11 protein-coding genes are annotated in these 13,233 nt (G+C 39.5%); 6 read left to right on the top strand and 5 right to left on the bottom strand.

Annotation, left to right across the window (positions count from 1 at the left end; translation table 11 throughout):
- Positions 1-9: 9 nt before the first annotated feature.
- From MKL35_RS03555 to MKL35_RS03540, 4 genes are all read right to left on the bottom strand, one after another.
- Positions 10-804 carry a hydroxypyruvate isomerase family protein gene (locus MKL35_RS03555; protein ID WP_106479522.1) on the bottom strand — a complete coding sequence of 265 codons (795 nt, stop codon included), beginning with the start codon at positions 802-804 and terminating at the stop codon, positions 10-12.
- Positions 805-820: 16 nt separating this feature from the next.
- The gene (locus MKL35_RS03550) at positions 821-1,687 is read right to left on the bottom strand and encodes an NAD(P)-dependent oxidoreductase (RefSeq protein ID WP_209796433.1); all 867 of its coding nucleotides are present in this window, start codon (positions 1,685-1,687) and stop codon (positions 821-823) included.
- Positions 1,688-1,698: 11 nt separating this feature from the next.
- Entirely contained in the window at positions 1,699-2,487 is a 789-nt protein-coding gene (locus MKL35_RS03545; protein ID WP_016803787.1) for a crotonase/enoyl-CoA hydratase family protein, read from the bottom strand.
- Positions 2,488-2,582: 95 nt separating this feature from the next.
- Complete coding sequence (locus tag MKL35_RS03540; RefSeq protein ID WP_106479523.1) at positions 2,583-5,390, bottom strand: GacS-like sensor histidine kinase; 2,808 nt, start codon at positions 5,388-5,390, stop codon at positions 2,583-2,585.
- Between the two features lie 172 nt (positions 5,391-5,562).
- On the opposite strand from MKL35_RS03540, the gene cysM reads away from it, so the two are divergent.
- The 4 genes from cysM to MKL35_RS03520 are packed head-to-tail and all read left to right on the top strand — an operon-like array spanning position 5,563 to position 11,064.
- A complete protein-coding gene (gene cysM, locus MKL35_RS03535; RefSeq protein WP_002054567.1) occupies positions 5,563-6,495 on the top strand; it encodes a cysteine synthase CysM in 933 nt (310 codons plus the stop codon).
- A gap of 12 nt (positions 6,496-6,507) precedes the next feature.
- A complete protein-coding gene (locus tag MKL35_RS03530) occupies positions 6,508-7,326 on the top strand; it encodes a 3'-5' exonuclease (RefSeq protein WP_002054539.1) in 819 nt (272 codons plus the stop codon).
- 9 nt (positions 7,327-7,335) lie between these two features.
- Positions 7,336-8,727 (top strand): 23S rRNA (uracil(1939)-C(5))-methyltransferase RlmD, encoded by a 1,392-nt coding sequence (rlmD, locus tag MKL35_RS03525; RefSeq protein WP_106479524.1) that lies wholly within the window; start codon positions 7,336-7,338, stop codon positions 8,725-8,727.
- A 30-nt stretch (positions 8,728-8,757) separates the two neighbouring features.
- A complete protein-coding gene (locus tag MKL35_RS03520) occupies positions 8,758-11,064 on the top strand; it encodes a RelA/SpoT family protein (RefSeq protein ID WP_002054537.1) in 2,307 nt (768 codons plus the stop codon).
- A 44-nt stretch (positions 11,065-11,108) separates the two neighbouring features.
- Here the strand turns inward: MKL35_RS03520 and MKL35_RS03515 are convergent, their stop codons facing one another.
- Positions 11,109-11,882 (bottom strand): SDR family oxidoreductase, encoded by a 774-nt coding sequence (locus MKL35_RS03515; protein WP_106479525.1) that lies wholly within the window; start codon positions 11,880-11,882, stop codon positions 11,109-11,111.
- A 112-nt stretch (positions 11,883-11,994) separates the two neighbouring features.
- Between MKL35_RS03515 and mazG the strand changes: the two genes are divergently transcribed.
- Positions 11,995-12,801, top strand: coding sequence for a nucleoside triphosphate pyrophosphohydrolase (gene mazG / locus MKL35_RS03510; RefSeq protein WP_106479526.1), 807 nt, complete (start codon positions 11,995-11,997; stop codon positions 12,799-12,801).
- Complete coding sequence (locus MKL35_RS03505; RefSeq protein WP_083009184.1) at positions 12,770-13,180, top strand: ComEA family DNA-binding protein; 411 nt, start codon at positions 12,770-12,772, stop codon at positions 13,178-13,180. The genes mazG and MKL35_RS03505 overlap by 32 nt, the downstream gene beginning before the upstream one ends.
- The last annotated feature ends 53 nt before the right edge of the window (positions 13,181-13,233 follow it).

The raw sequence follows: 13,233 nt of genomic DNA, 5'->3' as shown, positions 1-13,233 counted from the left end.
AGTAACAGTTTATATATTTACATCATCCGAAAAGTATTTCTTTTTCCATGTAAATGACTGATTTGACCCGTTTTTAGGTTTATATTCTGCTGCAATGTAACCGTCATACGTGCTTTGTTTAATCCATGAAAAAATTTGCTCATAAGGGATTTGAGCCGTATCGGGTTCATGGCGTCCAGGACAGTCTGCAAACTGAATATGGCCAATCTGGTGAATATTTTCTTGTAACCCTTCAAGTACATCTTCACCCATCATCGCCATGTGGTAACAGTCATATTGCATTTTTAAAGCAGGGTGGTTGACTGCTTCAAGCATCTCTTGGGCTTGGGCAATGTTCTGTACTAAAAAGCGTGGCATATCTGTGCCATTAATCATTTCAAATACAGGTTCAATATCGTGTTCTGTAAGTAAATCACAAGCTAGCTTTAAGTTGCTTGCAAGTGTTTTAAGGCAAGGAAGTAAGTCAGAATCTTGAGGTTGCTTACCTGCCAAAATATTAACACGAGGCACTTTTAAGGCTATGGCATAGCGAATAGCTAACTCTAGTGCTTCACGGAATGCTGCTTCTTGGCCAGGTATGCCTGCTAAACCATTACCACCTTGCATAAGATCGCCAGCAGGAACATTAATTAAACATAAACTTAGGTTGTAACGTTCAAGCTGGTCTTGAATATCGGAAATGGAAAGTTCGTATGGGAATTGGATTTCTACATGTTCAAAGCCCTCTGCATGGGCTAATGCAAAGCGATCAATTAAAGAAACTTCGGTAAAAATCATGGATAAGTTAACGGCAAGACGACCCATACACAAACTCCGTTTATTATTGCTCTACTAGTTGAATGATAGTAGCTAAATCTTTCTCAGCAAAGCCATTTTTTTGGTGAGTTTGTAGCTGTAATAGAGCTTTTTGTGCAACAGGTATGTCTAAATTAACATTGTTAGCCAATGTTACCGCGTTGTTAAGATCTTTGGATAATGTTTGAACTTTCCACTGAATAGGCTCGAAAGTATGAGTTGCCATGCGTGGTGCAAGTATTTGAAAAGGCTTTGAGTCAGCAAATCCACCTGCTAAGGCGGGAGCGAGTAATGTCGTGTCTACACCTGCGTGGTCTGCTAGTGCTACAGCTTCGGCAATAAGAGCACTATTTGCTGCCACAATCAGCTGATTGCAAATTTTAGTGGCTTGGCCCGTACCTGTATCACCCATACGTGTTAGACGTTGAGAGAGTACATTGTAAACAGGACTCAAAGCTTCAATAGTTTGAGCATCTCCACCTGCAAAAATGACTAGCGTGCCTTGTTCTGCCCCGGCTGTACCGCCTGAAACAGGGGAGTCAATCCATATCACATCTTGTGAAGCAGCACCCTGAGCAAGTGCTTTTGTTGCAGCAACAGACAGGCTTGAGAAATCGACAATAACTTGATTTGCTTTTAAATGAGGCTGAATTTGCTCAAATACGGCTTGCACAGCTTTATCGTCAGCTAGGCAAGTTAAAACTATAGGGTATTGTCCGATGTTTGAAAGATCGAGAGCATGTGCGCCAATATCGATAAGTTCTTCACAAGCAGATGCTGTTCTGTTCCAGACAGCAACTTGAAAACCAGCTTGAATAAGGCGACTAGCCATACGGCTTCCCATAAGTCCTATACCTAAAAAAGCTATAGGTGTATTACGATCAAAATTCATCTTCAAAGCTCTTATCTATATTGGCGTGGTAAAAATTTAACTTCCGGATGTTTGTCTTTTTTACGAGCAAGTTTGCTATTTTTACCAAGTAATAATTTAAGTTGCCAGATTTTTTCTAGACGCAATGATTTTTCTGGCTGGTGCTCCATTGCATCTAATACACGTTTTGCAGCAGTCAATGCATCAGGTGAACGTTGTAGCATTTCTGAGGCAATTGCATTCGCTTTTTCTAAAGGGTTCTCGCTTAGGTGAGTTACAAGGCCAATATCTTTTGCATAGTTTCCGTCAAACACACGGGCAGTTAAGGTGAGTTCTTTGGCAAGGTCAACACCTATCAAACCTTTGAGTGAGCGAGTAAGTCCCATGTCAGGTACTAGTCCCCAGCGACTTTCCATAATCGACATTTTTGTCTCTGGGTGGGCAATACGAATATCGGCAGCCAGTGCAAGTTGCATTCCTGCCCCAAAACAATAACCTTCAAGAGCGGCAATAACAGGGACGGGCAAATTTTGCCAAATAAGAAAAGCTTTTTGGAAAAGACTTTGCCCTGGCTTAACAAGTTCCCAAATGGCAAATGCAGAGTTTTTAGGATTGTTTAAGTCGGATAAATCAATACCAGCACTAAACACTTGTGCTTCACCCGTCAAAATTACACAGCGGATATCTCGGTCTTTTTGTATGGCTTTAGCCGTTGAAACGAGTTCTTTAAGGAGGGCGAAACTCATGGCATTACGTTTATCAGGACGGTTTAGATAAACTGTTGCAATACCATTATTTTTTTCAATACGTAAAAGTGCCATGAAATTCCCGCTTATTTTTTATCGATAAGCGGAGCATAACATGGCTTGAAATTGGAAACATGACAGGTCAGTCATGCCTTTTTTACAGGTTCTTGTTAGTCTGGTATAACTAAAATTTGGTGAGCTGCACTTTCAACTTCTTTAATGACAAGACCTAATTCATCGAAACGTCTCATGACTTCTTCAATGAAGCCATCGTCAGCTCTGCGACGCTCTTTACGTAATGTTGAAATGAATTGCTCGAAGTCACCAGTAACTTGTTGAAGCTTTGGTGTGCCTACATAGCGAGTTGCACCATAGAGGCGGTGCAACACATGTTCGAGTTGAGGAAAGTCTTCAAGCTCAATGAGTTGCTGCATTTCATCTAGCTCGGTTGGGAAACTGTCTACCAACATTTTCAATAAGTCTTGGGCAAGATCTTCTTTATTTGCAGCCAATTGTAGGCTTTGTTGCCAGTTTAATATTTCTGGGTCGAGTGCCTCGGCAACAACATGGTGATCTTTATCTAAAGCTTGTGCAGTGAAATTGTTTTTAGTCCATTGCGTTAAAATCTGAATGATTTGCTCCATTTGAATTGGTTTGGTGACATAGTCATTCATACCAACTTTCAGAAGCTTTTGTTTTTCATCAGCAAGGGCATGGGCTGTTAATGCAATAATTGGAAGCTGCATTTCTCCATCTAGCGTTGACTCTAGTGAACGGATCGCACGAGTAGTATCAATGCCTGACATAACTGGCATTTGAATATCCATAAACACCAAATCAAACGGTTTGAGTTTTTGGTCAATGCGTTCTTGGATGATATTCAGCGCTTCTTGTCCACTTAAAGCCTTAGTAGTTTTGACATTTAACTCACCTAATAGTGCTTCTAAAACAATTAAGTTCGGTAAATGGTCATCGACCGCTAAAATATGTAAACCCTGACCATTAAAGTCTTGTTGTTCCTCTTCAAAAATAGGTTGGTCACTTAATAATTGAATGAGTCCGCTACGGCTTAATGGTTGATAAAGTGGGCGAGCACGATATTCAGTGAGCATGTTTGGCTCAAGGGTCATTTGATAGCCGTAAACTGCTAAATTGCCCTGATAGCGGCTACGAATTTCTTTAAGCAGAGCTTCTGTATCGCCACTATGATCAACAATAAGCCATGTATTATCTTTCTGGTCGAGGTGTTTTAGGCGGCTAAACAAGTCCAAAATTGATTGAGTTTCAATGTGTGGAACTTGGTAATTTTCAAGATAGTATCGTAATACACTTGCTGTTGCAGGATGTGCTAAATAAGACACCACTTGTAAGTGTTCGAAGTGAGGGTGTTCTATCTCATGCTCTTCATCTACAGCAAACTGTGCAGTAAACCAGAATGTTGAACCTTTTTCTGTTGGTGCACGTTCTTGGTTATCTTCAAAACCAATTTGTCCATGCATGAGATGAACCAGTTGTTTGGAAATTGCAAGGCCTAAGCCTGTACCACCAAATTGACGGGTAACAGATGCATCACCTTGTGAAAATGACTCAAATAATTTTTTACGGTCAGTACCACTTAAACCAATACCACTATCTTGAACGCTAAAATGCAGTAAACATTGACCAATGTCATCATGCTCCATACGGACACGAACAATAATTTCGCCGTCTGGCGTGAACTTGATTGCATTTGAAATTAGGTTGGTCAAGATTTGCTTAAAGCGTAAGGCATCTCCAATGACTTCTTGAGGAATGTTGTCTGCATAATAAAATGCCATGGCAATATGCTTTTGCGCAGCCAATGGAGACAGCATATCCATCACATCGAAAATTGCTTCTTCTAAATCAAACGGTGCTGTCTCAAGCTCTAATTTACCTGCATCAATTTTTGAGAAATCTAATACATCGTTAATTAATGCTAATAGATGGGCAGAAGATTTTCGAATAGTCTGTAAATAGAGATTTTGCTCATTACTTAGATTTTGTTGGCGAAGTAGTAAATGAATAAAGCCATCAATACTGTTAAGTGGTGTACGAAGCTCATGACTAATATTGGCAAGGAAAACTGATTTTGCCTGATTTGATGAAATCGCTTGGTCACGTGCTTGACGGTAAGTAATGTTTTGAACTTCGAGGGTATCTAATGTTCTACGTAAATCTTCTTCGGTTTGTTCGGTGTGTTCTTTAAGCTCTAAAAAACTAAAATGTAGTCTTTTCACCACACTTGCGATATCACGTTGGAGTAAGCGTAATTCACCCGTACTGTTAATGACCATATGCTGATCTAATGTGTCTGCATTGAGTCGCTGTAGTTGCATCCGAATTTCGTACATTGGTGCAACCCAGCGACGAGAGAAGAAATTTAGACAGAGCAAAAGTAAGAGCAGCGTCATTAAACTCGTAATAACTAAAGCGATCAGAATACGATAACGTGCTAATTCTAGTGGTTGATTATCCATTTCAATCACTAGCCAGACAGGGGTTTTACCTGTGATATTGCTGATGCGAACCCCATAAATATTGTTATTGTTATAAGAGATCGGGCCAAAAAAACTATTGTTTTGCGTAAAGTTAGGCCAATAACGATTATCTCGATAGCCTACACTTAAGTAAGTCTGACCATTACTGTCAATTAAAGCAGCACGCTTGAGATTTTTTTCACTGAACATGCTTTGCATAATATGTTGAGCATGGTCATATTCATCGGGTTTGAGTTCTACTAATGTATAGAGATCTTTAGCGATTTGATTATAACGCGCCAAAATAGCTGAGGCATGATGCAGTTGCTGTTGTTTTGCAGAGTAAGATGTTTCAGTTAAAACCAGAAAAGCACCAACACCAGTTAAAATCATCATGGGCACAAAAATAAGAGCAATCAGTTGCCCATATGCATGATTCAGACGTAAGCGTTTCGATAAGGTTTTATTGAAATTAGACATGGCTACATCGGATTGATCTCTCTGTAGGGCATATTATCACGCTTTATTTTAAAACAGACGGCATTTTATAACTGACTGGGCTTTAATCACTTTAATTAAAAAGCATAGTGAAATGGGTGCAGTACCGATCATTTTTTCATACAATAGTGCCACCCCGATTTAGGTGTTGATCATGAGTAATACACAACCTGATTTTTTAGCCGACGAATTTTTGTTAGATCACTATGTAGGTAAAACACCTCTAGTCCGTTTGCAGCGCTTGGCTTGTCACACGCAGGCAACGGTTTTAGCAAAATTGGAAGGTAATAATCCGGCAGGTTCTGTAAAAGATCGCCCTGCATATAACATGATTATGCAGGCAGAAAAGCGTGGTCAAATTAAACCGGGCGATACGTTAATTGAAGCGACTAGCGGCAATACAGGTATTGCTTTGGCTATGGTTGCGGCAATGCGCGGCTATAAAATGAAACTTATCATGCCAAATAACATGAGCCAAGAACGCAAAGATGCGATGTTAGCTTATGGCGCAGAGCTGATAGAAGTGACTCCACAGCAAGGTATGGAAGGCGCACGTGATTTAGCTTTGCAAATGGAAAAAGACGGCAAAGGTCATGTTTTAAACCAGTTTGGTAATCCTGATAATGTTGAAGCTCATTACCTGACGACAGGTCCTGAAATCTGGAAGCAAACGGGTGGTAAAATTACTCACTTTGTAAGCTCAATGGGTACAACCGGTACCATTATGGGTGTTTCTAAGTATTTAAAAGAACAAAATCCAGACATTCAGATTGTGGGCTTACAACCAGCAGACGGTTCAAGTATTGCCGGTATTCGCCGCTGGCCAAAAGAATATTTACCAACAATTTTTGATAGCAGTCGTGTAGACCGAATTATTGATATTCCTCAAATTGAGGCGGAAAAAACCATGCGTAAATTGGCTCGTATGGAAGGTATCAGTGCAGGTACATCTTCAGGTGGTGCAGTTTGGGCATCAATTAAGATTGCAGAAGAAAATCCAGAAGCTGTTATTGTTTGCATTATCTGTGACCGTGGCGACCGCTACTTGTCTACAGGTTTGTTCTCAGTACAGGACGATAACTCATAATTGAGAGAAAGAATGCGTTTCCCAACTTTAGTTTTTGACATTGAAACTTTAACTGATTTAAAAGCGGGAGCGCATTTATATCATCTTGATTTGCCAGAGGCAGATGTTGAACAGGCACTCACAAAAATCCGCCGCCAAGAATCAGGTATGGATTTTCAGCGTTTGCCATTGCATGAAATCGTTTGTATCTCTGGTTTATGGATTGATGAATCGGGCTTTAGACTGTTTTCTTTTAGTCGAGAGCACTATTCAGAAGCTGAAATTTTACAGAAATTTCTATCTATTTTTGACAAGCGCCATCCCACTTTGGTGAGTTGGAATGGCTCACAATTTGATTTGCCGGTTATCTTGTTCCGTGCCATGTATCATGGTCTTTCTGCACCGGGCTTGTTCGATCAAGGTGAGCTTGATAGCCAGAAGCGTTTTAATAATTACCAAAACCGTTATCACCACCGTCATATTGATTTAATGGATGTGATGGCAATGTTTAATGGCCGTAATTTCCAGAAACTTGATGAGGTTGCCTGTATTTTAGGTTTACCAGGTAAGCGTGGTGAATCGGGGTATCATGTTCCTGAATATGTACGTGCTCAGCAATGGTTAAAGTTAACCAGTTATTGTGAGGGTGATGTACTCAATACATGGTTTATTTATTTGCGTTGGTTGTTACTTAAAGGTCAAATCAATGTAGATGAACATAATCATTGGATTAGTTCTAGTATTGAATATTTACAGACTATGCCTCAGCAGGCCGATTTTCTTGAAGTGTGGCAACGTTCGTCGAAACATACCGACTTTACATCCCACTATTTTAATCCTTTAGATTTTTAGGTTCATTCTTTGAAACAGCAAGCCAAATCTCGCAAAGCTCAGCAACCTGAATATATTTTTCAGGTTGAAACTCTTTCTCATGAGGGGCGAGGAATTGCGCACTATGGTTCTCATCCGGATCATCCGGCAGATAAGCATGGTAAAAAGGTATTTATCCGTTATGCGTTGCCTGGAGAAACAGTAAAGGCTCAAATTACGCATGAGGCTAAGCGCCTTGAAGAAGCTGAAATGATTGAGCTTTTAGCAGAACCTTCGTCAAATCGCGTAGAGGCTGTTTGTCCTCATTATGGTATTTGTGGCGGCTGTAGCATGCAGCACATTCATCCAGATGAGCAAATTCGCTTAAAGCAAAATGTACTCCAGTCACATTTACAACACTTTGCGGGTATTCAACCTGAACAGTGGTTAGAGCCAATTCGATCTTTACAAAGTGATTATCGCCGTCGAGCGCGTATTGGTGTGCGCTATTTGCCAAAACAGGACCGTTTGATTTTAGGTTTCCGTGAGCATCATAGTAATCGTTTAACTTCTATCCATACCTGTAGTGTTTTGGATAAAAAGTTATCAGCTAGCCTGCCAGAATTGCGTACTTTACTCCAAAGTCTAAAAGGCAAAGCACATATTGGTCATGTAGAATTAGCAAAAGGTGATGAGGAAACTTCTTTATTGGTTCGCCATGTAGAAAAATTAAACAATTCTGATGTCAACCAATTAAGACAATTCGCGTTACACAAAGGCTGGCAGTTGTATTTGCAACCTAAAGGTCCCGAAAGTCTTCGTCGTATTGATGAAGAGCAAGGCGCTATGCGATTACATTATGCTTTAAATGCATTTGAAGTAAATTTTGCTTTTTCGCCATTGGATTTTACGCAGGTCAATGGCACAGTAAATGAACAAATGGTGCAATTGGCATGTGAATTGCTTCAATTGCAGCAGGGTGAAAGAGTACTGGATCTGTTTTGCGGATTAGGTAATTTTTCGCTTCCACTTGCACGATGTGTTGGTGCAAATGGACAAGTTGTTGGTGTGGAAGCAAGTGAAGAAATGGTGCAGCGAGCAACGGATAATGCCAAGTGCAACAATCTGGTGCAAGCAAACTTCTTTTCACAAGATTTAACAAAAGATTTTTCGCATCATTCTTGGGCAAATCAAGGATTTGATGCATTATTGATTGATCCTCCTCGTGCTGGTGCATATGAAATTATGCAGTATGTACCAAACTTTGGAGCAAAAAGAATCGTTTATGTATCATGTAATCCAGCAACACTAGCAAGGGATGCAGGTGTTTTGGCTCAACATGGATACAAGTTAAAAAAAGCAGCGGTTATGGACATGTTTACGCACACAGAACATGTTGAATCAATTGCTTTATTTGAAAAAATTCAAGAGATAAACGATTAAAAACATGAGTTACATATCCAGGAGAATGGTATGGTCACAGTACGTGAACAGTTACCTGAACAACTAACTGAGTTGTCAGAGGAAACGACTGTAGAGCATGCCGCCGAAACACAAGTCGGTTTAGCCTCATGGTTGGATCGGGTTCGTGAAATATTAGATGGGGCAGAGCTTAAACAACTCGAAGAGGTTGCGCATTTAACCCTGCAAAAAGAGTTAGATTCAACGGTTAATCATCGTTCCAATACATTTGCTACTGGTGTTGGAATGGCGGATATTCTGGCGCATTTACATGTAGATGAAGATACTTTATCTGCTGCAATGCTTTATCGTAGTGTTCGTGAAGACATTACTGATATAGAAGAAGTAAAGCGCAAGTTTGGTGAGCAAGTCTATAACCTTGTCAAAGGTACTTTGGCAATGGGTAAGCTTTCAGAACTCATTGAAAAAAATAAACGACTAGAAGACCATTTTAATAACAACCAGAGGGAACATTTAAGCGGCATTTATAAAATGCTGATTTCAGTGACTGAAGATGTCCGTGTTGTTTTAATTAAGTTAGCTGAGCGTACTTATTCTTTACGTGAGTTGGCCAACTCGTCACGTGAGCGTCAAGAGCGTGTAGCGCGTGAAATTCTAACTATTTATTCGCCATTGGCGCACCGTTTGGGTATTGCACAGCTTAAGTGGGAACTAGAAGATTTAGCCTTTCGTTATTTGGCACCAGACCGTTATAAAGAGATTGCTTCATTACTCAATGAAAAGCGTCTTGAGCGCGAACACTATATTCAGTTCGTAATCGACCGCTTAAAAAATGAATTGGCATCTTACGGTATTGAGGCAGAAATTACAGGTCGAGCAAAACACATTTATTCGATTTATCGAAAAATGAAAAGTAAAAACCTGAGTTTCGATCAGCTTTATGACATTCGTGCCTTACGTGTGTTAGTCAATAGCGTGCCGGAGTGTTATCACTCATTAGGTATTGTTCATCAAATCTGGCGCCATATTCCACACCAGTTTGATGACTATATTACTAACCCGAAAGCTAATGGTTATCGCTCATTACATACTGCTGTAATTGCTGAAAATAAATCTTTAGAGGTACAAATCCGTACTCATGAGATGCATGATGAAGCAGAATTAGGTGTATGTTCGCACTTTAACTACAAAGAAGGCTCAAAGAATACCGACCATTCTTTTAACCATCGTTTACATTCGCTTCGTGCCGTTTTGGAACATTACCAAGAACGTAATGAAACCACAGTACACCAAAACGAAGATGAGACGGAAGGCTTTGATCAGCTTCAAGACTTTGAAGGTTTTGAAAAGATTTATGTGTTTAGCCGTGATGGTGATATTAAAGAATTACCACGTGGTTCAACGGTTTTAGACTTTGCTTATCATGTGCATACAGAAGTTGGAAACAAGTGTTATGCGGCACGTGTTAACCAACGCTATGTACCATTAACCTATACGCTAAAAACTGGTGAACAGGTCGAGATTTTAACCAAAAAAGACCGTGAGCCTAACCGTGACTGGTTGGTGAACTCTTTAGGGTATATCAAGACAGCTCGTGCACGTGACAAACTACGTCATTGGTTCAGACAGCAAGATCGTAGCAAGAACCTTGAAGTTGGTCGTGAGTTATTAAACAAAGAATTGTCTCGATTGGCGATTCACCCTAAGAGTATCGACCTGAACGACTACTCATCACATTTTAATGTGAAAACAGGGGATGACATTTTAGTTAGTCTGGTCAGCGGTGATATCAGCTTGCATGCCTTGATTAATCAGATTAATCGTCAAATGCATCTGGATCAGGATGAGCCTGAGCTGGTACTTAAACCAACATTAAATCCGCGCGCCAGTCATACTTTGTCTGCGCATGGCATCTTAATTGATGGTTTAGACAATGTTGAGTTACATATTGCACAGTGTTGCCAACCGGTTCATGGTGAATCAATTGCTGGCTATATCACATTGAACCGTGGTGTAAGTATTCACAAAGTCTTGTGCTCTGATTATCAACGCATGATCAAGCAAGAACCAGAACGTGCTGTTGAAGCCGATTGGGAAATGCAGCCAACTCGTGGTCAAAGTGTTCAAATTGTGGTTGAAGCTTACGATCGTCGTGGTTTGCTCAAAGACTTAACTCAAGTGATTTTCTCTGACCAAATTAATATTCGTCAGGTGAATACAATTTCTGAGGCAGATGGTATTGCCAATATGAAGTTGCTCATTGAGGTCAAAGGTTTGGCTCAGCTTTCACGTTTGTTGGCTCGTTTAGAGCAACAACCGGGGATTATTAGCGCACGACGCATGATTCAAGGTGTTTAAATAAACTGAGTAAAAAGGCCGTCAATTGACGGCCTTTTTTTTAACTACTTTCTTGATAAATAAATAGTAGTTAAACGATTTAAAAACTGTGGACTTATGGTTGAGAGTTGATAAAGCAGTTTGGTTTTTATACCAACTGGAGTGTGGGTAGGAGTCCAGAAATGAGCTTTTTTCTCGACAAGTGAAAGGACCTGCTGAGCAATATCATTTGGTGTTAAGTCAACGCCCATATTTTGAATACTACCTGCATCCATATTATTGACCATTGCGGTTTGTACAAATAAAGGCATCACATCTAAAACACGAATATCATATTTTTTCCATTCCACATCTAAACCTTCGGTAATTCCGCGAACTGCAAACTTACTGGCTGAATAAGAAATAAGGTCAGCTTGCCCGTAAATTGCAGAAGCCGAAGAAAGATTAATGACTCGTGCAAAAGAAGCTTGTTTTAAATAAGGGAGTGCAGCATGGCAACCGTTGATTACACCGTTTACATTAATATTGATTGTTCTTTGGTGTGAATTGATATCGATGTGTTCAAAGGCCCCAGAATATAAAATTCCTGCGTTATTTACTAAAATATTAAGCTCGCCAGCCCAGTCGGTAAATTCTTTTAATATATGTTGCCATTGCTCGTAATCACTGACATCTAAATAACCAGCGCATGCATTGGGTCCTAACTCTGTTGCTAAGCTTTGAGCAAGTGATTCGTTAATATCATAAATACCTACTTTATACCCTTGTTTGTAAAATACTCGTGCAATTTCTGCTCCAATACCTTGAGCTGCGCCACTAATCAGAATGCTATGTTTCATCTTTTTTTCTCTTTATCGTTACAATATGACGAATGATTTGCCGCTTTAATTTTGATCATAGCAAATTAAGATTTTAAATTTACTGACCGACTTTTTGAACTTGAGGGTTACCATGGATAAATTGCTTAAAATTATGCAAGAGCTACGTGAAAAATGTCCGTGGGACCAAGAGCAAACTCCAATGTCACTGACTAAATATGCGATTGAAGAGGCATATGAGGTCGAGGCTGCTATCCGTCAGGGCGATATTGATGAAATTCGAAATGAGTTGGGTGATTTGTTATTACAAGTTGTATTTCAATCGCAAATGTTTAGCGAACAAGGGGCGTTCAATTTTCAAGATGTAGTTGAGGCAATTAGTGAAAAGTTAATTCGCCGTCATCCACATGTGTTTCAAGCTGATCAATTTAATAACTTAACACCCCAACAAGTCAGTGAGTTATGGAAACAAATTAAACAACAAGAAAAGCAAGGCAAGCCACAATCAAGATTAGATGAAATTAAACATGGGCCAGCACTGTCTCAAGCACAGGAAATTCAAAAAAATGTCGCAAAAGTCGGATTTGATTTTGAAACAGTAGAAGATGCTTATGTAAAACTAGAGGAAGAACTCGGTGAATTCAAAGAGGCGCTTAAAAATCAAAATATTAATGAAATTCAAGACGAATTTGGAGATTGTCTGTTTTCATTGGTCAATGTAGGACGTAAACTTAACATTTCAAGTGAAACTTCACTTTTATCAACCATACATAAATTTAGAAGTCGTTTTGCTTTTATTGAAGAGCAAGCCATAAAACAGCAAAGAACATTAGAAGACATGACCTTGTCCGAGATGGATGAATTGTGGAACCAAGCAAAACGACAATTACATTCAGGGGAAAAACGACATGCGATACAGCATGATACTTTGGAAAAATAATTGTTTTATTTTAATGATGTTGTGCTTAGGTGTGATTTCACCTTCGGTTTTTGCTCAATCGTTTGATCAGAATTTTCAGGAATGGAAGGCTAAACAGCAGATGTACGACCAAAAGTTAAACGTCTCTAAGTCTTCTCATTCTTATGGTTCTAAAATTTCTCAAACAAACAGTTTAAATGATTCTACTGGGCAGATTCATTTAAATCAGGCTACTGTAAATGAGTTTCGGCAGTTAAAAGGTATAGGTGAGAAAAAGGCTCAAGCGATTGTGGAATACAGACAAAAGAATGGTGGTTTTAAAAATATTGATGAAATTAAAAACGTCAAAGGAATCGGACCCGCTATTTTTGAAAAAAATAAATCACGTTTAGCCTTATAAAAGTTCTGTTCGTCAATTATCATTTCCTGCGCAATCTAAAGAGAATCAAATTG

Source organism: Acinetobacter sp. AOR41_HL, assembly GCF_027854645.1.
GTDB classification, from domain to species: domain Bacteria; phylum Pseudomonadota; class Gammaproteobacteria; order Pseudomonadales; family Moraxellaceae; genus Acinetobacter; species Acinetobacter nosocomialis.
This window is presented reverse-complemented; position numbering and strand designations above follow the sequence as displayed.